Below are 20243 nucleotides of genomic sequence, written 5' to 3'. Positions count from 1 at the left end.
GGCAGCGATGTCCTATGTGGTGGCAATCCCAGAGTTTGTGGCGTCGGCGGCGTGGGACCTGGCGGGCATCGGTTCGGCGGTGAGCGCCGCGAATGCATCGGCGGCGGCCCCGACCGTCGCGCTGCTGGCCGCCGCCGACGACGAGGTGTCGGCGGCCGTCGCGTCGCTGTTCTCCGGCCACGCCCAGGTCTATCAGTCGTTGAGCGCGCGCGCCGCGGCGTTCCAGAGCGAATTTGTCCGCGTGTTAACCGGTGCGGGGCAAGCGTATTCGCTGGCCGAGGCGGCCAACGCCTCGCCGCTGCAGACGCTCGAGCAAGACGTGTTGGGCGTGATCAATGCGCCGACCGAGTTGCTCGTGGGTCGCCCGCTGATCGGCGACGGTGCCAACGGGACCACGCCCGGGGCCAACGGCGCGGACGGCGGCATCCTGATCGGCAACGGGGGCAACGGCGCGGCCGGCGCGACGGGCCAAAACGGCGGCAACGGTGGGTCGGCGGGGCTGTGGGGCCGCGGCGGCAACGGCGGCGCCGGCGGTAACGCCCTCGCGGGCACCGCCGGCACCGGTGGCAACGGTGGGGCCGGCGGCGCCAGTGGGTTGTTCGCCGGCGCCGGCGGCACCGGCGGGATTGGCGGCAACGGGGGTTCGGCCGGGCTCGTGGTGGGCCCGGCCGGCGCGACCGGCGGGCACGGCGGTAACGGTGGGGCCGGCGGCGCCAACATGCACCTGTTCGGCGGGCAGGGCGGTAACGGTGGGGCCGGCGGTACCGGCGGGCTCGGTGGGGCCTCGTCGATGGACGGCGGTCACGGCGGGCGCGGCGGCGACGGTGGGATCGGCGGCGTCAACCAGGCGCTGCTGGCCGGCCATGCCGGCAACGGCGGCACCGGCGGTACCGGCGGCCAGGGTGGCCCCGCGGGTGCCTCGAGCGCCACCGGCACCGCCGGCACCGGCGGCAACGGCGGCGCCGGCGGCTTCAGTCCGGGCGGCCTCGGCGGCCACGGGGGCCGGGGCGGCGACGGCGGCGTCAGCAACTTCACGGTCGGCACCGGTGCCGCCGCGTTCACCGGCGGCGACGGCGGTACCGGCGGCCGCGGTGGCGGCGGCGCCGGCGGCGACAGCACGGGTGGGGGCGTCGGCGGCACCGGCGGCCGCGGCGGCGCCGGCGGTAATGCCGACGCCGTGGGCACGACGACGGCCTCGGCCGGCGGCGGTGACGGTGGTGATGGCGGCGGCCCCGCCGGCCCCACCGGTGGTCCCGGAGGTGGTGGGGGCGGCGGCGCCGGGGCCGTCTTCGGCAGCGAAGCGGCCTCCGGGGCCCTGGGCCAGGCCGGCCAGGGCAACCCCACGGGCGGTGGCGGCGGCGGGGGCGGCGCCACGGTCATCGGCACGGTCGGCACGATCGCCTCGGCCGAAGGCGGCGGCGGCGGTGGTGGCGGCATCACCGGTGGGACCGGCGGCGCCGGGGGCACCGGCGGCGGTGACAGTGGGGCCGGTCTCGGCGGCGCTGCCGGTCAGGCCGGTGGCACCGCGCTGCCCTCGCCGCCCGGCGGCGTCGGCGGCGCCGCCGGCATCGGTGGCGGTGGCGGTGGCGGCCTCGCCAGTACCTTCGGTACCCCGGGTGTCATCGTCGGCGGCCACGGCGGCACCGGCGGCGGCCCCTAGCGTGGCGGCCGATTTACGCCTCTACCAGGCGAAACGCGAGTAGAGTGTGGCCTCTCGATGTAGGAGGCTCGCGTGACGGAACAACCGCCCAGGTACCCACCCCCACCGCCGGGCGGTTATGGCTATCCGCCGCCTCCCGCGGGCGGTTACGGTTACCCGCCGCCCGGTTACCCGCCGCCACAGCTGGTCGGCACGAACGGCTTCGCCGTCGCGTCGTTGGTGTGTTCCCTGTTCGGCTGGGTCTGCATGTTCATCGGCGCCTTTCTGGGCATCATCTTCGGCTTCGTGGCGCTCTCCCAGATCAAGAGAACCGGCCAGAAGGGCCGTGGCATGGCGATCGCCGGCATCGTCATCGGCGCTGTCGTGCTCGTCGGCGGCATCGCGTTATGGACCGTTGCCGCCCTGTTGCCGCACTCCCCAAGCACGGATTCGGGTGCGCCGACCGTGGTGAAAACCGCTCACGTGCAAGCGATTTAGAACGGCCACGCGGCGGCGTTGGTCTTGTACTTCCCGTTGAGTTGGTTGCAGAAGTCGTCGTTGGTCCCGGCGAGGAAGATGTAGTACGCCTCCGCGTTGCTGCGGCGGCTGTCGAAGGAATTGGGCGTCGTCCAGCCGCCATTGCACATCGCCGTGTCCGAACCGGTCGTGGGTTTGCGCCAATTGGTCTTGGCGCACGCCGTCAGGGCGTCGACGTTGGGTGTGGTGCTCTTCGAGGCGACCAGCATCGCGCCGCCCCACAGCCCGTCGTTGCGCCGGTAGGCGCGCGCCCCGAACCCCGCGTTGTTGGTCTGGCATGCCAGCGCCCGCTTGAGCAGCCCGAAGGGGGCGGCAAGCTGCGGATTGCTGACCGCGGCAGCGGCCGTGATGAACTGGGCCGCGTCCGAGCCGTCAACCTCCTGGACGTTCGGGTTGCCGAGGCCCGTTAGCTGCTGGGAAATGCCGGAGTTGTTGCCGCCGCCGATGATCGGCCCGCCGCCACCGGACGTCATCGGCGGCAGGGTGACCGGGTCGGCGCTCGCCGCCGGCGCACACAGCAGCCCGCAGGCGGCGACGAGGACACCGATCCGATGTACGAAAGATCCCATGGGCGGTACTCCTCTCAGCGGAACGCGTCGCTGCCGGTGAACGCCTGGCCGAGGACGAGCTGGTGCATCTCCGGCGTGCCCTCGTAGGTCAGCACCGATTCCAGGTTGACCATGTGCCGGATGACGGGGTACTCCAGCGATATCCCGTTGCCGCCCAGGATGGTTCGCGCGGTGCGGCAGATCTTGATCGCCTCGCGGGTGTTGTTGAGCTTGCCGAAGCTGACCTGCTCGGGGCGCAGGCCGACGCCGTCCTTGAGGCGACCGAGGTGCAGCGACAGCAGCTGCCCCTTGTGCAGCTCGACGGCCATGTCGACGAGTTTGGCCTGCGTCAACTGGAATCCGGCGATCGGCCGGCCGAACTGGGTCCGCTGCGTGGCGTAGTCGAGCGCGGCCTGCCACGCCGAGCGCGCGGCGCCCATCGACCCCCAGATGATGCCGTAGCGCGCCTCCGAGAGGCACGACAGCGGCCCGCGCAGTCCCCGTGCCCCCGGCAGCATCGCGTCGGCGGGCACCCGCACGTCGTCGAGCACCAGCTCGCTGGTGATCGAGGCCCGCAGCGACAGCTTGTGGTGGATGGTGTTGGCGGTGAAGCCGGGGGTCTTGGTGGGCACCACGAAGCCGCGAATCCCGTCGTCGGTGGCGGCCCACACGATCGCCACGTCGGCGACCGAGCCGTTGGTGATCCACAGCTTGCGGCCGTTGATCACCCAGTCCGAACCATCCTGGCGCGCCCGGGTTTTCATCGCGGCCGGGTCGGACCCGACGTCGGGTTCGGTCAGCCCGAAGCAGCCGAGCAGTTCGCCGGCGGCCATGCCGGGCAGCCACTGCTGCTTCTGGTCCTCCGAGCCGAACTGCCAGATGGCGAACATCGCCAGCGACCCCTGCACCGAGACCATCGACCGGATGCCGGAGTCGGCGGCCTCCAGCTCGGTGCAGGCCAGGCCGTAGTGCACGGCGGAGGCCCCGCCGCAGCCGTAGCCGTGCAGGTGCATGCCGAGCAGGCCCAGCTCGCCGAACTGCTTGGCGAGCTGGCGCACCGGCAGGTCGCCGATCTCGAACCACTCCCCGACGTAAGGGATGACGTGCTCGGCGCAGAACTTCCGCACGGTGTCGCGCACGGCGAGCTCGTCGTCGGACAGGGAGGCGTCCAGCCCCAGGGGGTCGTCGCGGTCAAAGGCGGGGGGCGCATCGGTGCTCATAGGAGTCAGCCTGCCACTAACCTGCCATCGTCAGGCCGCCGCTGACACTGATCACCTGTCCGGTGATGAACGACGCGGCGTCCGACGCGAAGAACAGCACCGGCGCGGCGACCTCCTCGGGACGGGCCAACCGGCGAAACGGGATCGCCTTGACCAGGGCTTCTTTCAGTTTTTCCGGTTGCGCGTGGAACAGCGGGGTGTCCGTCGGCCCCGGGCACACGCAGTTCACCGTGATCTGGTGCCGGGCCATCTCGCGGGCCAGGGACTTGGTGAGCGCGATGACGCCGCCCTTGGCGCCGGCGTAGATGGTCTCGCCCGCGCTGCCGACCCGGCCGGCGTCGCTGGCCAGGTTGACGACGCGGCCGCCGGCCTGCGCGTCGATCATTCCCGGCAGGAACGCACCGCAGACGTGCACCGGGCCGAGGTAGTTGATCGCCACCACCTTGGCCGCGAATTCCGGTGTGGCATTGAGGAATTGGTCGGTGCGGTCCCATCCCGCGGCGTTGACCACGATGGTGGGCACGCCCACCTCGGCATGGGTCCTGTTGCGTAGCAACTCGACCCGGGCGGGGTCGGCGACGTCGACCGGCAGCGCGGTGATCAGCTCGGGCCGCGCCTGCGCGGTGGCCTGCGCGGCCGCCTCGTCGATATCGGCGGCGACGACCCGGTCGCCTTGCGCGGCGAACGCGAGGGCCACCGCCCTGCCGATGCCCGACCCGGCGCCGGTCACCACCGCGAGCCTGCCCCGATTCATCGGTGCCGAATTTAGGGTCACCGCGCCCGCGGGGTCAAGGATGCCCAGCTCGCCCGGTAGTGTCGCGGCATGCTTCGGCTCCAGTCCTCGGCCTGGCTTGTGTCGCTACTCGCAGACGTCGTCGCGGTGCTGGTCTTCTGCGCCGTCGGCCGGCGCAGCCACGACGAGGGGCTCAACCTCGGCGGCGTCGCGACGACGGCCTGGCCGTTCCTCACCGGAACCCTGGTCGGGTGGCTGGTGTCACGCGGCTGGCGGCGGCCGACCGCGGTGGCCCCCACCGGGGTGATCGTCTGGCTGTGCACCATCGTGGTCGGCATGCTGCTGCGCAAAGCCAGTTCGGCGGGCGTGGCGGCGAGTTTCGTGGTGGTCGCCGCGTCGGTCACCGCGGTTCTGTTGCTCGGGTGGCGGGCGGCCGCCGGATTGGCCGCGCGGCGCCGCGCCGACCGCTGAGCAGGACCTGAGCGGACAATGCCAGGCGCCCGCTGGAACCCGGCCACCGGCGACGGCTTGGCCACCACTTTCGACGCGGTCGTGCGGGCCGTCGCCACCAACAAGGGGCTGATCGACGACCCCTTCGCGGAGCGATTCGTGCGCGCCGCCGGGGTGGACTATTTCACCCGGGCGATCGACGACGAGCGATACGCCGACGACGACGGCGGCAACCCGATCACCGCCGGGCTCATCGACGTTCAGGCGGCCTACAGCAGATTCACGGACGAGTTCCTCGCCGACGCGGGCAGGGCGGGCATCCGCCAGGTGGTGATCCTGGGGTCGGGCCTGGACACCCGTCCCTACCGGCTGTGGTGGCCGCGGGGCACGACGGTGTACGAGATCGATCGGCCCGAGGTCCTCGATTTCAAGTCCGAAGTGCTGCGGGGAGTGGACGCCCGGCCGACGACGCACCGCCGCGCGATCGGCGTCGATCTGCGCCAGGATTGGCTGGCCGCGCTGCACCGGGCCGGCTTCGACGCCGCCGCGCCGGCGGTGTGGATCGCTGAGCAACTGCTCGTCGGGTACCTGCCGCCCGATGCGCAGCACCGGTTGCTGCAAGACGTCACGCGGGCGAGCGCGGCCGGCAGCCGCTTCACCGCGGACCACATGGCCACCTGGACCCCGGCCCGGCAGGCGGCGCGGCAGGCGTTCGTCGACTCCTGGCGGCGGCACGGCCTCGACATCGACCTGGCCAGTCTGATGTACCCCGGCGAATACCGTTATGTCCCCGAGTATCTGGCGGCGCACGGTTGGCAGACCGCCGAGCGGAACATCGTCGAGCTGTTCACCTGCTTGGGGTTGGCCCACTTGTGGCGCGGCCGCCCGGAGCACGTGGACCTGGTGCCCCGGTATGTCACGGCATCGCGCGGTTAGCCGGTGTCGCGGGCCCCGATAGCTCATTAAGTCGATTAAAGATTAATTTACTGAAGTTCCGTCCATCCGCGTCGCCGCTCCGAATGACTTGTGTTCAAGCCGAAGACGGCGCCCACGGGCGTCGGTAGACGAAGGAGTCGAAACGCAATGATGAGCACTCGTGCGAAAACACTTGCCGCGGCAGGCCTCGCGACGATCGCCGTCGTGGCATGGCCCACGGCCGGTCCCGCGCTCGCCGACAACGCGGGTGACCTGATCGGCACGGGCTGCGCCGACTACGCCAAGCAGAATCCGAGCGGCCCCGGCTCGGTGCTTGGGATGTCGCGCGACCCGGTGGCGACGGCGGCGTCGAACAACCCGATGCTGACCACGCTGAGCTCGGCGCTGTCGGGCAAGCTGAATCCGAACGTGAACCTGGTGTCGACGCTCAACAACGGCCAGTACACGGTGTTCGCGCCCACCAACGCCGCGTTCGACAAGCTGCCGGCGGGGACCATCGACAAGCTGAAGACCGATGCGCCGCTGCTCACCGGCATCTTGACGTATCACGTGGTCCAGGGGCAGCTGAGCCCGGCGGCGGTGGGCGGCGTCCACCCGACCGTCCAGGGCGCGCCCCTCACCGTGGCCGGCCAGGGCAACGACCTGCGGGTGAACAACGCGGGCCTGGTCTGCGGCGGCGTGCACACCTCCAACGCGACGGTGTACATGATCGACACGGTGCTGATGCCGCCCGGCCAATAGAGCGGACCCTCCGCCGGGTGGAATGGGCGCGCGTCGGAAACGTTAGATGGATACGTGACGCCCACCACCCGGCTCCGGTTCGTCGCGGCCACCCATGAAGACCCGCTGGCGCGGCCGCTGCTGAGCGAGCTGGCCGTCGAGTACGCGGAACGCTACGGCGGCACGCCGGACGCGCACCTGGCCTGGCTGCCGGTGCCGGTGGACGATCTGGCGGCACCCGACGGCGGCCTGCTCATCGGCGTGGTGGGCGGCGTGGCGGTCACCGGCGGGGCGTTTTTGCGCTTCGATGCCGAGACGGCCGAGCTGAAGCGGATCTGGACCGACAGCGCCCATCGGCGCCGGGGATACGCGCGGGCGCTGCTAGCGGCGCTGGAGGCCGAGACCGCCGGGCGGGGTTACCGGCGGCTGTATCTGATCACCGGCAATCGCCAGCCCGAGGCCGAGGCGCTGTACGACGCGACGGGCTACACCCGCATCGCGCCGGCCGAGCCGCTGCCCGACTGGGGGCCGTTCCGGCCGATCGCCTTCGAAAAGTGGCTGCCATGACCGGTCGGTTGCTCCTGGGCGTCGCGCTCGACGGATACGGATGGCACCCGCAGGCGTGGCGGGCCACCCTGGGTCCGGAGCCCGCGACGCCGTCGGTGCTGGGCGGCCGGTACTGGGCCGAGCTGGCGGTGACCGCCGAGCGCGGGCTGCTGGACTTCCTGACCATCGACGACTCCCTGATGCCGCAGATCGGCCGAAGCTCCCGGATCCATCCGGATCGGCTGACCGGGCGCGCCGACGCCGTCCTGGTCGCGGCCCGAATCGCCCCCGCGACACGACACATCGGGCTGATCCCGGTGGCCACCGTCACCCACACCGAGCCCTTTCACGTCTCCAAATCCATTGCGACGCTGGACTTCGTGTCGCACGGACGGGCGGGCTGGCAGCCGCGGGTGAGCGCCACCACCCATGAGGCGGCCCTGTTCGGCCGCCGCGACGTCGCCGGGGCTCGGCTCTTCGACGAGGTCGTCGAGTACGTGGACGTGGTGCGCCGGTTGTGGGACAGCTGGGAGGACGACGCGATCATCCGCGACGTGACCGCCGGGCGCTACGTCGACGCCGACAAACTGCACTACGTCGACTTCACCGGAAAGTTCTTCTCCGTCAAGGGCCCGTCGATCACGCCGCGCCCGCCGCAGGGTCAGCCGGTGGTGGCCGCGCTGGCGCACGTCGGGCCGGCCTACGAGTTCGCCGCGGCCGGCGCCGACGTCGTGTTCGTCACCCCCACCGACGACGCTTCGGTGCAAGGCATCGTCGACGAGCTGCGGGCGGCGGGCGGCGCCCACCTGAAAGTCGTTGCCGACGTGGTCGTTTCGTTCCACGGGGCGGGCGACTTCTCCTCCGATGCCCTCGTCTTCACCGGCGGCGCAACGGAATTGGTGGACATGGTGGTGGGCTGGCAACGGCTGGGCGTCGACGGGGCGCGGCTGCGGCCGGCCGTCAACGCCATCGACCTCCCGGTGATCGTCGACGAGGTGGTGCCGTTGCTGCAGCGAGCCGGCCGCTTCCGTACCGCCTACCGGCAGGGCGAAACCCTGCGGGCGCGCCTGGGCCTGCCCGTGGCGCCCAACCGCTACGCGGCGGTGCGCCGATGACGCCGGTGCCGCTGTCGATCCTGGACCTGGTGCCGATCAGCTCCGGCGGCGACGCGGCGACGGCTCTGCGCAACACCATCGAGCTCGCCCAGCACGCCGAGCGGTGGGGCTATCGCCGGTTCTGGATCGCCGAGCATCACTTCGTCGCCGTCGCCAGCGCGGCACCGGCGGTGCTGATCGGGCAGATCGCGGCCGCCACCAACACGATTCGGGTGGGCTCGGCGGCCGTGCAGCTCAGTCACACCACGGCCGCCGCGGTGGTGGAGAGCTTCGGCATGCTCGACGCGTTCTATCCGGGCCGCATCGACCTCGGCGTGGGTCGCTCCGCGCAGCGGCGGATCACCAAGCCGCGGGCCCCGAGACCGCCCAGGCCCGAACCTTCCCGCGAATGGCGCGAGGTCGACGGCGTCGTCATCCCGCCGGCGTTCGATCTGCGCAAGCTGCTGGGCAGCGGCCGGGTCCAGGCGACCCAGGCGATCCTGCAGCAGCCCGAGGCCGTCGCGCCCGACTTCGCCGAGCAGCTCGGCGACATCATGGCGATGCTGGCCGGAACCTACGAGGTCGACGGGTTCGACGTGCACGCCGTGCCCGGGGAGGGCGCCGCCCTGACGCCGTGGATCTTCGGCAGCAGCAAGGGGCGCAGCGCCCAGGTCGCCGGCGCGCGGGGCCTGCCGTTCGTGGCCAGCTACCACCTCACCCCGGCGACGGCGCTCGACGCCATCGACGCCTACCGGGACGCGTTCGTCCCGTCGGCGACGGCGCCGCGGCCCTACGTGGTGGTGTCGGCCGACATCGTCGTCGCCGACGACTCCGCCACCGCGAAACATTTGGCGTCCAGCTACGGCCATTGGGTGTATTCGATCCGGGCCGGCGGCGGCGCCGTCCCCTATCCCCACCCCGACGAATGCACCCCGTTGACCGACGAACAGCTCGAGGTCGTGATCGACCGGCTGGCAACGCAATTCGTTGGCGATCCCGACAAGGTCGCCGAGCGGTTGGAGACGCTGCAACGCGCGACCGGCGCGGACGAACTGGTCATCACCTCGGTCACCCACGGGCAGTCCGACCGGTTGCGCTCGCACGAACTGATCGCCAAGCGGTGGGGGTTAACCGCGTGAGCCGCAAGCCGATTCACCTGGCCGCGCATTTCCCGGGCGTCAACAACACCACGGTGTGGACCGACCCCGCCGCCGGCAGCCAGATCGAGTTCGAGTCGTTCGTGCATCTGGCCCGCACCGCCGAGCGGGGAATGTTCGACTTCTTCTTTTTGGCCGAGGGGCTGCGACTGCGGGAGCACCGCGGCCGCATCTACGAGCTCGACGTGGTGGGCCGCCCGGACACCTTCACCGTGCTGGCCGCGCTGGCGGGAGTCACCGACCGCATCGGGCTGACCGGCACCATCAACACCACCTTCAACGAACCCTTCGAAGTGGCAAGGCAATTCGCGACGCTCGACCACCTGTCCGGCGGACGCGCCGGCTGGAACATGGTGACCTCGTCGGACGCCTTCACCGGCGCCAACTTCCGCCGCGGCGGCTTCCTGGCCCACGCCGACCGGTATTCGCGCGCCGAGGAGTTCCTCTCCGTGGCCCGCCAATTCTGGGACAGCTGGGCGGCCGACGCCGTGCTGGCCGACGTCGACGCCGGGGTCTACGCCGATCCCGACCGGATCCGCAGCGTCGCGCACCGCGGTCCGCACTTCGACGTGCGCGGGTTCGCGACGCTGCCCGCCGGCCCCCAGGGACATCCGGTACTGCTACAGGCCGGCGACTCCGCCGACGGACGCGCGTTCGGCGCCCGCAACGCCGACGCCTTGTTCACCCTGCACTCGTCGCTGCAGGACGGCCGGCGTTACTACGACGATGTCAAAGGCCGCGCCGCGTCCTACGGCCGGGACCCCAACCGGCTCAAGGTTTTTCCGGCGGCGACGTTCGTCATCGGCGACACCGACTCCGAAGCGCAGGACCGGGCGCGTCACATCCGCTATCAGCAGGTCAGCGGTGCGACGGCGATCGCGATGCTCGAGCAGGTGTGGGGACGCGACCTCTCGGACTACGACCCCGACGGCCCGCTACCCGACGTCGACCCGGTCGTCGACAGCGACATCACCCAGGGGCGGGTTCGGCACGGCGACCCGGTCGCGGTCGCGCGCCGCTATCGCGAGCGCGCGTCGGCCGAGAACCTGTCGATCCGCGAGCTCGTCATCGCCGTCACCAGCCGCCAGCAGTTCGTCGGCACCCCGGCGCACATCGCCGACGAGATCGACACCTATGTCCAGGCCGACGCCTGTGACGGATTCATCCTGGTGCCGCACCTGACGCCGCACGGGCTGGACGAGTTCGTCGACCGGGTGGTGCCGCTGCTGCAGGAGCGCGGCGCGTTCCGCACCGAGTACACCGGCGAGACGCTGCGGGATCACCTGGGGCTCAGCGAGGTTGGGCCCGCGCGGAGACGGCAAGCCTGACCAGGCTGCCGATCGCGGCGCCCACTCCACCGAGGTAGGCCCTGGCCAGGTCGCGGGCGGACGCGCCGGCGCCGCCCGGCAAGGAGGTCAGCCACGCGATCGCGTCATCGCGTTCGTCGTCCTCGAACACCCGCACCGGGCACGGCATCCAGGCGCCGATGCTGCGGGATGCCGCCCGAATCCAGCCCACGTCGCTCACGACCGCGCAGCCGTCGAGCAGCCGCCCGTAGCTCACCCCGAGCCGGGTGTCGGCCCACTGCGCACCCGGTGTGATGCGCCGGAAGCCCGGACCGAACTGGTACAGCAGCCGCATCCGACCACCAGTTCGTCGCGCGCGATCGACCAGCGGCGCGAAGACCCGGTCGTAGTCCGCCGCCGTCACCGTGCCGACCGCCTCCAGGGCCTGAATGCCGGCCGGCATGCCCGTAAGTTCTTTCAGCACAACGCCCCCTCGCCGAGAGCCGGATTAATTAATTTCCTACTGCAATTATTGCACTATGATATAGTAATCGCGCTGCATTAGAGAAGGGGTGTGCGCATGAAGGTCGCCATCGTCGGAGCCGGCATCGCCGGCCCAACACTCGCGTACTGGCTTTGGCGCTATGGCCACGAGCCAACACTGATAGAAAAGGCGCCGCGGCTCCGCACGGGCGGCTACGTCGTGGATTTTTGGGGCGGCGGCTACTCCGTCGCCGAACGTATGGGACTCACCCCCGAATTGCACGCCACCGGATACGAGGTGCAGGAGCTGCGGCTGGTGGACCGGAATTCGCGCAAGGTGGGCGGCTTTTCGGCGGAGCTGTTCCGGCGCGCCCTCGATGGCCGGTTCACCACCATCCCGCGCGGTGATCTGGCGGCCATGATCCACCGCTCGATCGACGACCACGTCGAAACCCTGTTCGGCGAAAGCGTTTCGGCCATCGCGCAGGATGGCGCGGGGGTCCGGGTCACGTTCGAGAGCGGCCAGTCACGCCCGTTCGACCTGGTCGTCGGCGCCGGTGGCATCCATTCGCCCGTGCGCGCCTTGGTGTTCGGCCCCGAATCGCAATTCGAGGCCGACCTGGGTTACCGGGTGGCCGCCTTCGAGGTCGAGGGCTATCAGCCGCGCGACGAATCCGTCTACCTCGCCTACACCACACCCGGGCGCATGGTCGCGCGGTTCGCGATGCGCGGCGGAAAGACGTTGTTTCTGTTCGTTTTCACCGCCTACCACATGAGTGGCCCCGACCCGCAGGACTTGTCGGAGGTCAGGACCGCCCTGTCGCAAGTCTTCGGCGACGCCGGGTGGGAATGCCCCGAAATCCTGCGCGAACTCGACGCCGCCCCCGAGGTGTACTTCGACCGCGTGAGCCAAATCGTCATGGACCGCTGGTCGCAGGGGCGGGTAGCGCTCATCGGCGATGCCGCGGGCGCCGTCTCGCTGCTGGCGGGGGAGGGGACGGGTTTGGCCATGGTGGAGGGCTACGTGCTGGCGGGCGAACTCAGCCGCGCGGGTGCCGACTACCCCGAAGCGTTTGGCCGCTATGAAAGCCGGCTGCGTCCGATCGTCGAGGCCAGGCAGCGGTCGGCGCGCGGGTTCGCCTCGATGTTCGCGCCGAAGACGGCGCTCGGACTGTGGACCCGAAATCAGGCTTCCAAGTTGCTGGACATTCCCTGGCTGGCCAACCGGGTCATCGGGCGTGAATTCCGCGACGACATCGCTTTGCCCGAGTACGCCGCTCAGCGCTAGGGCGCCGAGCGGGACTCCTCGTTGTCATGCCGTCAACTCGCGCGTTGGAGCGCCGCTTCCGTCGCCTCGCGGATCGGGCCGCGCCACACGTCGCCGTGACCGGGGAGTAGGACCTCGGTGTCCAGTACAGCCAGCGCGCCCAGGCTGCGGAGGCAGTTCTGCTGGTCGTGGCTGAACACCGCGGGCAGCAGCTGCGGCCCGCCGCGACGCAGCAGCGGGTGGCCGGTGATCAGTGCGTCGCCGCTGGCCAGCACGCCGTCGACGATGTACGAGCAATGCCCGCCGGTGTGCCCCGGCGTGGCGATGGCCGTCGGGTTGCCGGGCAGGCCCGCGGCCACGTCGGCGGTCAGCGGCCGCGTCGAGGGGATGCCGTCGCGGATCAGTCCGCCGCTGCGCACCACGTGCGCGCCCCACACCGCCCACCGCGGCCGCCAAATGCGCAGTGCCACATCGAAAATGGAGACCTGTTCCAGGTACTCCCGCTTGGCGTGACCCACCTCGTCGGCGTGGCAATACACCGGGGTGCCGTGCTCGCGGGCGAACCAGATCGCGGAGCCCAGGTGGTCGATGTGCGCATGCGTCAGCAGGATGGCGCGCACGTCGCCCGCGCCGTAGCCCAGCTTGGCCAGCGAGGCGAGCACGTCCTCGCGATCGCCGGGGTAACCGGCGTCGATCAGCAGCACGCCGGTGCCGTCGACAACCAGGGTCCAGTTCACGGCGTGGCCCTGGGCGAGGTAGACGGTGTCGGTGACCTGAACCAGCTGCGCCATGCCCGCGAGTGTAGGAGCGATCGTAGGAGTAGAAATAACGAGTGGCTGAACTGAAACTCGGATACAAAGCGTCCGCTGAACAATTCGCACCGCGCGAGCTCGTCGAGCTGGCTGTCGCCGCCGAAGGTCACGGCATGGACAGCGCAACCGTCAGCGACCACTTCCAGCCGTGGCGGCACGAGGGCGGGCACGCCCCGTTCTCGCTGGCCTGGATGACCGCCGTCGGCGAACGCACCAAGCGGATCGTGCTGGGCACCTCGGTGCTCACGCCTACCTTCCGCTACAACCCGGCCGTCATCGCGCAGGCCTTCGCCACCATGGCCTGCCTGTACCCGAACCGGATCTTCCTCGGAGTCGGCACCGGTGAGGCGCTGAACGAGATCGCCACCGGTTACGAGGGCGACTGGCCGGAGTTCAAGGAGCGGTTCGCCCGGCTGCGCGAGTCGGTGCGGCTGATGCGCGAGCTGTGGCGCGGCGACCGCGTCGACTTCGACGGCGAGTACTACCGGCTCAAGGGCGCCTCCATCTACGACGTGCCCGAGGGCGGCGTCCCCATCTACATCGCCGCCGGCGGCCCGGCGGTCGCCAAATACGCCGGGCGGGCCGGTGACGGGTTCATCTGCACCTCCGGCAAGGGCGAGGAACTGTACAAGGACAAACTGATCCCTGCCGTCAAGGAGGGCGCGGCGGCCGCCGAGCGCACCGTCGACGACGTCGACAAGATGATCGAGATCAAGATCTCCTACGACCCGGACCCCGACCTGGCGCTGGAGAACACCCGGTTCTGGGCGCCGCTGTCGCTGACCGCCGAGCAGAAGCACAGCATCGACGACCCGATCGAGATGGAGAAGGCCGCCGACGCGCTGCCCATCGAACAGGTCGCCAAGCGCTGGATCGTGGCTTCCGATCCCGACGAGGCCGTCGCCAAGGTCAAGGACTACGTCGACTGGGGCCTCAACCACCTGGTGTTCCACGCGCCGGGCCACGACCAGCGCAGGTTCCTGGAGCTCTTCGAAAAGGACCTGGCGCCCAGGCTGCGGCGACTTGCCTGAACCACCCTCAGCGATCTACATTGCCGCTCCCGAGCCGGAGACCGGCAAGTCGACGATCGCGCTGGGGCTGCTGCACCGGCTGACCGCCACGGTCGCCAGGGTCGGTGTGTTCCGCCCGATCACCCGGCTGGGCGAGAAGCGCGACTACATCCTGGAACTGCTGCTGGAGCACACCAGCGCGGGGTTGCCCTACGACGAGTGCGTCGGCGTGACCTACCAGCAGCTGCACGCCGACACCGACGCCGCGATCGCCGGCATCGTCGACTCGTATCACGCGATGGCGCAGTCCTGCGACGCGGTGGTGATCGTCGGCAGCGACTACACCGACGTCACCCGGCCCGCTGAGCTCTCGGTCAACGCGCGCATCGCGGCCAACCTCGGCGCGCCGGTGTTGCTGACCGTGAGCGGCAAGGGCCGGACCCCTGCCGAGGTGGCCGGCGTCGTCGAGGTGTGCCTCGCCGAGCTGAACGCTCAGCACGCCCACACCGCGGCGGTGGTGGCCAACCGCTGCGCTCCGGCGGAGCTGGCGGACGTCGCTGCGGCATTGCGGGCGTTCGCCCAGCGCAGCTACGTGCTGCCCGAGGAACCGCTGCTGTCGGCGCCGACCGTCGCCGAACTGGAGGCGGCCATCGGCGGGACGCCGGTCAGCGGCGAGGCGTCGTTGCGGGAGCGCGAGGTGATGGCCGTGCTTGCGGCCGGGATGACCGCCGACCACGTGCTGGAACGGCTGGGCGACGGCATGGCGGTCATCACCCCCGGCGACCGCTCCGACGTGGTGCTCGCCGTGGCCAGCGCCCATGCGGCGGAAGGGTTTCCCTCGCTGTCCTGCCTGGTGCTCAATGGCGGGTTCGAGTTGCATCCTTCGATCGCGGCGCTGGTGAGCGGCCTGCGGCTGCGCCTGCCCATCATCGCCACCGCGTTGGGCACCTACGACGCCGCCAGCGCGGCCGCCTCGGCGCGCGGGCGGGTCACCGCGATGTCGCAGCGCAAGATCGACACCGCGCTCGAGCTGATGGACCGCCACGTCGACATCGCCGATCTCCTGGCGCAGCTTGCCATTTCGATGCCGACCGTGGTCACCCCGCAGATGTTCACCTACCAGCTGCGGCTGCGCGCCCGCGCGGATCGCAAGCACATCGTCCTTCCCGAGGGCGACGACGACCGCATCCTCCGCTCCGCCGGCCGCCTGCTGCAGCGCGGCGTCGCCGACCTGACCATCCTGGGCGACGAAGCCCAGATCCGGCTGCGTTCGTCGGAGCTCGGCGTGAACCTCGACGGAGCCACGGTGATCGATCCGCTGAGCAGCGAGCTGCGGGAGAAGTTCGCCGAACAGTACGCCGAGCTTCGCAAGGCGAAGGGGATCACCGTCGAGCACGCCCGCGAGATCATGCGCGACGGCACGTATTTCGGCACCATGCTGGTCCACAACGGCGCGGTCGACGGCATGGTGTCCGGCGCCGCCCACACCACGGCGCACACCGTTCGGCCCGCCTTCGAGGTCATCAAGACCGTTCCCGACGTGTCGACCGTCTCCAGCGTCTTTTTCATGTGCCTGCCCGACCGGGTGCTGGTCTACGGCGACTGCGCGATCATCCCGAATCCGACGTCCGAGCAACTCGCCGACATCGCGATCAGCTCCGCGCGCACGGCTGCGCACTTCGGCATCGAGCCGCGAGTGGCGATGCTGTCCTACTCGACCGGCGATTCGGGGGCGGGCGCCGACGTCGAAAAGGTCAGGACGGCAACGGGGTTGGTGCGGCGGCGCGAGCCCGAGCTCCTGGTCGAGGGCCCCATTCAGTACGACGCCGCCATCGAGCCGTCCGTGGCGGCCACCAAGCTGCGCGATTCACCGGTGGCCGGGCGCGCCACGGTGCTGATCTTCCCCGACCTGAACACCGGCAACAACACCTACAAGGCGGTGCAGCGCAGCGCCGGGGCGATCGCGATCGGCCCGGTGCTGCAGGGGCTGCGCAAACCTGTCAACGACCTGTCCCGCGGCGCCACGGTCGAGGACATCGTGAACACGGTGGCCATCACCGCGATCCAAGCGCAGGGCGTCCATGGCCGGTAGCCGCCTCGTGCTGGTGATCAACTCCGGCTCGTCGTCCCTGAAATTTCAACTGGTCGAGCCGGATTCGGGCGAAGCGCGCGCCGCCGGCCACATCGAGCGGATCGGGGAAGGCGCATCGTCGGTACCGGATCACGACGCGGCGCTGCACCGCGCGTTCGACGGATTGGCGCAGGACGGCATCGACCTGCGAACCTGCGGGCTGGTCGCCGTCGGGCACCGGGTGGTGCACGGCGGCAACGAGTTCTATCGGCCGACACTGATGGACGACGCCCGCATCGCCGCCCTCGAGAAGCTGTCCGAGCTGGCGCCGCTGCACAATCCGCCCGCGCTCAAGGGAATCGAGGTGGCCCGCAAGCTGCTCCCCGGCGTGCCCCACGTGGCGGTGTTCGACACGGCATTCTTCCACGACATGCCGCCCGCGGCGGCGACCTACGCGATCGACCGTCAGGTGGCCGAGCGGTGGCAGATCCGGCGCTATGGATTTCACGGCACGTCGCACCGTTACGTCAGCGAGCAGGCCGCCGCTTTCCTGGACCGGCCGCTCGGCGGCCTGAAACAGATTGTGCTGCATCTGGGTAACGGCTCCTCGGCGTCCGCGATCGCCGGCACCCGGCCCATCGACACGTCGATGGGCCTGACGCCGCTGGAGGGCCTGGTCATGGGCACCCGCAGCGGCGACATCGACCCCAGCATCGTCAGCTACCTGTGGCATCGGGCCGACATGGGCGTCGACGAGGTCGAGGCCATGCTCAACGAGCGGTCCGGGGTGCTGGGCCTATCCGGCGAACGTGACTTCCGAAGGCTGCGTGAGATGATCGAATCGGGCGACGGCGCGGCACAATTGGCCTACAGCGTGTTCATTCACCGGTTGCGCAAGTACATCGGCGCCTACCTGGCGGTGCTGGGGCACACCGATGTCATCACCTTCACCGCCGGCATCGGCGAGAACGATCCGGCCGTGCGCCGCGACGCCGTGGCCGGGCTGGAGGAGCTGGGCATCGTGCTCGACCAGCGCCGCAACCTCAGCGGGAGCCGGGGCGCGCGGCAGATCTCCGCCGACGGGTCGCCGATCGAGGTGCTGGTGGTACCGACGAACGAGGAACTCGCCATCGCCCGCGACTGCGTCAGCGCGTTAAGCGGTTAGGAATCCCAGGCTCTTTCGTCCCGTCCCCACCGACGGGGTGGGATCGGTCCTCACGGTTCGCGTCAGCAGCTCGTGGTAGACGTCGCGAAAGTCGGTGGTGTACTTCAGGTCTCCGTTGTCCAGGTCGGTGAGGCTGGGCTCCTCGCCGTAAAAGCCGCCCCGCACGGGCGCGCCCGCGACGAAGACGGGGCCGGCGGTGCCGTGGTCGGTGCCTTGAGAGGCGTTGGCGCGCACCCGGCGGCCGAACTCCGAGTACGCCATCACCACCACATTCGGATTGCCCACCTCCCGCAGGAAGCCGGTGACCGCCTCGTCGAAGGCCTGCAGCAGGCGCTGTTGGGCCCCGCGTTCGTTGGCATGGGTGTCGAAGCCGCCCAATTGCACCGTGTAGACCCGCGTCGGCACCCGGGCGTGCACCGCCGCGACCACCGTGCTCAACTGCGCGGACAGCGGATTGACTTGGTGGCCAGGTGGTTTCACGGAATTAAACGTCTTGTTCACGGTCCGAGCGGTGCGATAGGACCGGCGCACCGCCGCCATCGCCGGGGTGTCGTCGGGATCATCGGTGCCGAGCGCGCCCATGATGGCGTCGAGGTCGTCGCCGACCGGGGCCTGCGCGAGGGAAAGAGCGGCCGCCGTCCACTTTTCACCGACCGCGAGCGGCGGTAGGACGGGCCCGATGTTGACCGCGCGCAACGGGTCGTCGCCGGTGGCGTCGAGCCAGCGGCCGATCCAGCCGGTCGAGACGGGCTCGGCCGGCGAGGCCGTCTGCCAGATGTCCATGGACCGGAAATGGCTGTGGTCGGGCTTGGGATAGCCGACGCCGCGGACGATGGCGAGACGGCGCTGGTTCCACAGCCCCGCGAGGCCCTTCATCGCCGGGTTGAGTCCGAGCCGCTCGTCGAGGTGGATCACCTCACCCGGCAGGTAGGCGAGGCCGGGCCGCGCGTCGTGATACGCGTTGTCGCCGTGGGGGATCAGGGTATTGATGCCGTCGTTGCCGCCGGAGAGCGTGACGATCACCAGCACGCTGGCGCCGGCCGGTAGCGGCCGGTCTCGGGCCGCGCGCATGAGATCGGGCCATTCGACCGTCACCGCCGCCGACAGCAGGCCGGCCGCGCCGGCGCCCGCGCTGGCGATCAGGAATCTGCGGCGGTTGATCTCGGGCATCGGCTATCCACTCAGGAGGTCAGGTATTCGGGAGTGTTGACAGCGGCGGCGACCAACTGCGGCGGTCTGCGCACCAGGGATTGCAGCGCATCAGCGGTCCGGTCCGACCAGGCGCCCACCCCGATCAGGTAGCCGACCGCGTCGACGCGGTCGCCCGGGGCGGCGCTTTCGACGCCCGACAGGTCGCCGACCCGCGCCAACAGGCTCGCGGTGCGAAGCCTGATTTCGGCGCTCGCGGTGGACAGCCACACCTGGCCCCGCGGCCAGCCGCCGACGCTCGGTGGGAAGAACGGCCGCTGCCCCAGCCAAATCAACGTCGCCTGGGCGAGCTTGGGGTGCGCCGGGATGGCCGGTGGCACCCGCAGCGCACGCATCACGCCGACGAGCCATTCGACCGGGGTATTGACGACCGTCGCCCGCGCGCCGGTGAATTCGTCGTCGGTGAGGATCGCCCGGGTCAGCGCCCGCAGGTCGCGTCGCGCGCCGTACGCGGCGACCAGGCGGCCGAGCGCCTGCGGCGACGGCGGGTCGTCCGACGCCAATTGCTGCCACAGGCGTCCCGCGACATACTCCGCCGACTTGGGCTGGCTCAGCACGGCGTCACAAAATCCGGCGGCGTCGAAGTTTTGGGTTCGGCCGAACAGCGTCTTGGCGCCCGCGTCGTGGCGTTTCGCACGCAACACCGTTTGTCCGTTGGCACCGATCACCCATCCCGTCAGGGCCCGCGCGCCGGCGCGCACGTCGTCCTCCGTGTAGCCGTTGCCGTGACCCAGCGCGAACAGCTCCATGAATTCACGGGCGAGGTTCTCGTTGGGGGCCTTGGCCGTGTTGCTCTCGCCGTCCAGCCAGCGCAACATCGCGGCGTCGGTCAGCATCGCGTAGGCCAGCGTGCGGAAGTCGCCCAGCGATCCGGCGCGGAGCTTCTGGTTTTGCGCGGCCAAGTACGCGGCCACCGGAACTTTTGCCGCGGAGGTGGCAAAGTGGTTGTGCCACAACAAAGTCAACTTCTCGTGAATCGGCTGGCCGACGGTGACCATGCGGCTCAGCCACCACGCCGACAGCACGCGCTGCTGCTCGGAAAGCTGACCGTTGTACCGCTTGAGGGCCGCCTGGGTCGCGCCCTTGCCGGGCGCGCGCGGAACCGCCAGGGTGGGCATCGGGGTGGCGATCGCGCCCGGGTCCGCGTCCGGGTTGGCGCCCAGCATGGTGTCGACGTGGCTCGACCAGTCCCGGGCCATGGCCGCGTCGACCTCGGGCCCGGTCACCCCGAACCCGGAGCGGCGCAGCCCGCGGGCGGTGCTGATCCACCGAGCTGACTCCCCCGGCATGGGCTAAGTGTGCGGCACGAACCTGGGTTTTCGCTAGGTGCGCGCCTGTGGATGGAAGTCGACACGGCCCG

At 70.5% G+C, this 20243-nt stretch carries 20 protein-coding genes; 13 read left to right on the top strand and 7 right to left on the bottom strand.

The features are described from left to right. Positions 1–7 precede the first annotated feature (7 nt). Positions 8–1660, top strand: coding sequence for a PE family protein (locus A5673_RS30535; RefSeq protein ID WP_068238642.1), 1653 nt, complete (start codon positions 8–10; stop codon positions 1658–1660). Positions 1661–1732: 72 nt separating this feature from the next. Then, positions 1733–2137 (top strand): DUF4190 domain-containing protein, encoded by a 405-nt coding sequence (locus A5673_RS24540; RefSeq protein WP_068238640.1) that lies wholly within the window; start codon positions 1733–1735, stop codon positions 2135–2137. Here A5673_RS24540 and A5673_RS24535 read toward each other — a convergent pair. The 3 genes from A5673_RS24535 to A5673_RS24525 are packed head-to-tail and all read right to left on the bottom strand — an operon-like array spanning position 2134 to position 4698. After that, complete coding sequence (locus A5673_RS24535) at positions 2134–2745, bottom strand: hypothetical protein (RefSeq protein ID WP_068238638.1); 612 nt, start codon at positions 2743–2745, stop codon at positions 2134–2136. The two genes, A5673_RS24540 and A5673_RS24535, sit on opposite strands and share 4 nt — an antisense overlap. A gap of 14 nt (positions 2746–2759) precedes the next feature. After that, positions 2760–3944, bottom strand: a complete 1185-nt coding sequence (locus A5673_RS24530) for an acyl-CoA dehydrogenase (protein WP_068238636.1) — start codon at positions 3942–3944, stop codon at positions 2760–2762. 16 nt (positions 3945–3960) lie between these two features. Continuing rightward, positions 3961–4698, bottom strand: coding sequence for an SDR family NAD(P)-dependent oxidoreductase (locus A5673_RS24525; protein WP_068238634.1), 738 nt, complete (start codon positions 4696–4698; stop codon positions 3961–3963). A gap of 69 nt (positions 4699–4767) precedes the next feature. Between A5673_RS24525 and A5673_RS24520 the strand changes: the two genes are divergently transcribed. From A5673_RS24520 to A5673_RS24490, 7 genes are all read left to right on the top strand, one after another. Further along, on the top strand, positions 4768–5148 hold the full coding sequence (locus A5673_RS24520; protein WP_068238632.1) for a DUF3054 domain-containing protein: 381 nt from the start codon (positions 4768–4770) through the stop codon (positions 5146–5148). Between the two features lie 18 nt (positions 5149–5166). Further along, complete coding sequence (locus A5673_RS24515; protein ID WP_068238630.1) at positions 5167–6063, top strand: class I SAM-dependent methyltransferase; 897 nt, start codon at positions 5167–5169, stop codon at positions 6061–6063. A gap of 147 nt (positions 6064–6210) precedes the next feature. Beyond that, positions 6211–6804, top strand: a complete 594-nt coding sequence (locus A5673_RS24510; RefSeq protein WP_068238628.1) for a fasciclin domain-containing protein — start codon at positions 6211–6213, stop codon at positions 6802–6804. Between the two features lie 54 nt (positions 6805–6858). After that, the gene (locus A5673_RS24505) at positions 6859–7350 is read left to right on the top strand and encodes a GNAT family N-acetyltransferase (RefSeq protein ID WP_068238626.1); all 492 of its coding nucleotides are present in this window, start codon (positions 6859–6861) and stop codon (positions 7348–7350) included. After that, complete coding sequence (locus A5673_RS24500) at positions 7347–8444, top strand: LLM class flavin-dependent oxidoreductase (RefSeq protein ID WP_068238624.1); 1098 nt, start codon at positions 7347–7349, stop codon at positions 8442–8444. The genes A5673_RS24505 and A5673_RS24500 overlap by 4 nt, the downstream gene beginning before the upstream one ends. Further along, positions 8441–9562 carry an LLM class flavin-dependent oxidoreductase gene (locus A5673_RS24495; protein WP_068238622.1) on the top strand — a complete coding sequence of 374 codons (1122 nt, stop codon included), beginning with the start codon at positions 8441–8443 and terminating at the stop codon, positions 9560–9562. Before A5673_RS24500 ends, A5673_RS24495 begins: the two co-directional genes overlap by 4 nt. After that, positions 9559–10908, top strand: a complete 1350-nt coding sequence (locus tag A5673_RS24490) for an NtaA/DmoA family FMN-dependent monooxygenase (protein WP_068238620.1) — start codon at positions 9559–9561, stop codon at positions 10906–10908. Before A5673_RS24495 ends, A5673_RS24490 begins: the two co-directional genes overlap by 4 nt. Here A5673_RS24490 and A5673_RS24485 read toward each other — a convergent pair. Next, on the bottom strand, positions 10871–11350 hold the full coding sequence (locus tag A5673_RS24485) for an STAS/SEC14 domain-containing protein (protein WP_068238618.1): 480 nt from the start codon (positions 11348–11350) through the stop codon (positions 10871–10873). The two genes, A5673_RS24490 and A5673_RS24485, sit on opposite strands and share 38 nt — an antisense overlap. Positions 11351–11446: 96 nt before the next feature. Between A5673_RS24485 and A5673_RS24480 the strand changes: the two genes are divergently transcribed. Then, the gene (locus tag A5673_RS24480) at positions 11447–12637 is read left to right on the top strand and encodes an FAD-binding domain (protein WP_068238616.1); all 1191 of its coding nucleotides are present in this window, start codon (positions 11447–11449) and stop codon (positions 12635–12637) included. A gap of 32 nt (positions 12638–12669) precedes the next feature. On the opposite strand, the gene A5673_RS24475 is transcribed toward A5673_RS24480, so the two are convergent. Beyond that, positions 12670–13407 carry an MBL fold metallo-hydrolase gene (locus tag A5673_RS24475; protein WP_068238614.1) on the bottom strand — a complete coding sequence of 246 codons (738 nt, stop codon included), beginning with the start codon at positions 13405–13407 and terminating at the stop codon, positions 12670–12672. 41 nt (positions 13408–13448) lie between these two features. Here A5673_RS24475 and fgd point away from each other — a divergent pair, with 41 nt between their 5' ends. From fgd to A5673_RS24460, 3 genes are read left to right on the top strand one after another with little or no spacing between them, the layout of a single operon-like run. Continuing rightward, entirely contained in the window at positions 13449–14459 is a 1011-nt protein-coding gene (gene fgd / locus A5673_RS24470; RefSeq protein ID WP_068238612.1) for a glucose-6-phosphate dehydrogenase (coenzyme-F420), read from the top strand. Then, a complete protein-coding gene (gene pta, locus A5673_RS24465) occupies positions 14452–16530 on the top strand; it encodes a phosphate acetyltransferase (RefSeq protein ID WP_068238610.1) in 2079 nt (692 codons plus the stop codon). Before fgd ends, pta begins: the two co-directional genes overlap by 8 nt. After that, the gene (locus A5673_RS24460; protein WP_068238608.1) at positions 16520–17674 is read left to right on the top strand and encodes an acetate kinase; all 1155 of its coding nucleotides are present in this window, start codon (positions 16520–16522) and stop codon (positions 17672–17674) included. Before pta ends, A5673_RS24460 begins: the two co-directional genes overlap by 11 nt. On the opposite strand, the gene A5673_RS24455 is transcribed toward A5673_RS24460, so the two are convergent. Both A5673_RS24455 and A5673_RS24450 read right to left on the bottom strand, forming a co-directional pair. Then, positions 17663–18844: a DUF1501 domain-containing protein gene (locus tag A5673_RS24455; RefSeq protein WP_068238606.1), complete on the bottom strand. Its 1182-nt coding sequence runs from the start codon at positions 18842–18844 to the stop codon at positions 17663–17665. The two genes, A5673_RS24460 and A5673_RS24455, sit on opposite strands and share 12 nt — an antisense overlap. Positions 18845–18855: 11 nt before the next feature. After that, on the bottom strand, positions 18856–20172 hold the full coding sequence (locus A5673_RS24450; RefSeq protein WP_068238604.1) for a DUF1800 domain-containing protein: 1317 nt from the start codon (positions 20170–20172) through the stop codon (positions 18856–18858). Between the last annotated feature and the right edge of the window lie 71 nt (positions 20173–20243).

Source organism: Mycobacterium sp. E3198 (assembly GCF_001667015.1).
GTDB lineage: Bacteria > Actinomycetota > Actinomycetes > Mycobacteriales > Mycobacteriaceae > Mycobacterium.
The sequence above is the reverse complement of the archived record's forward strand: the minus strand, read 5'-3'. Positions and strand labels throughout refer to the sequence as shown.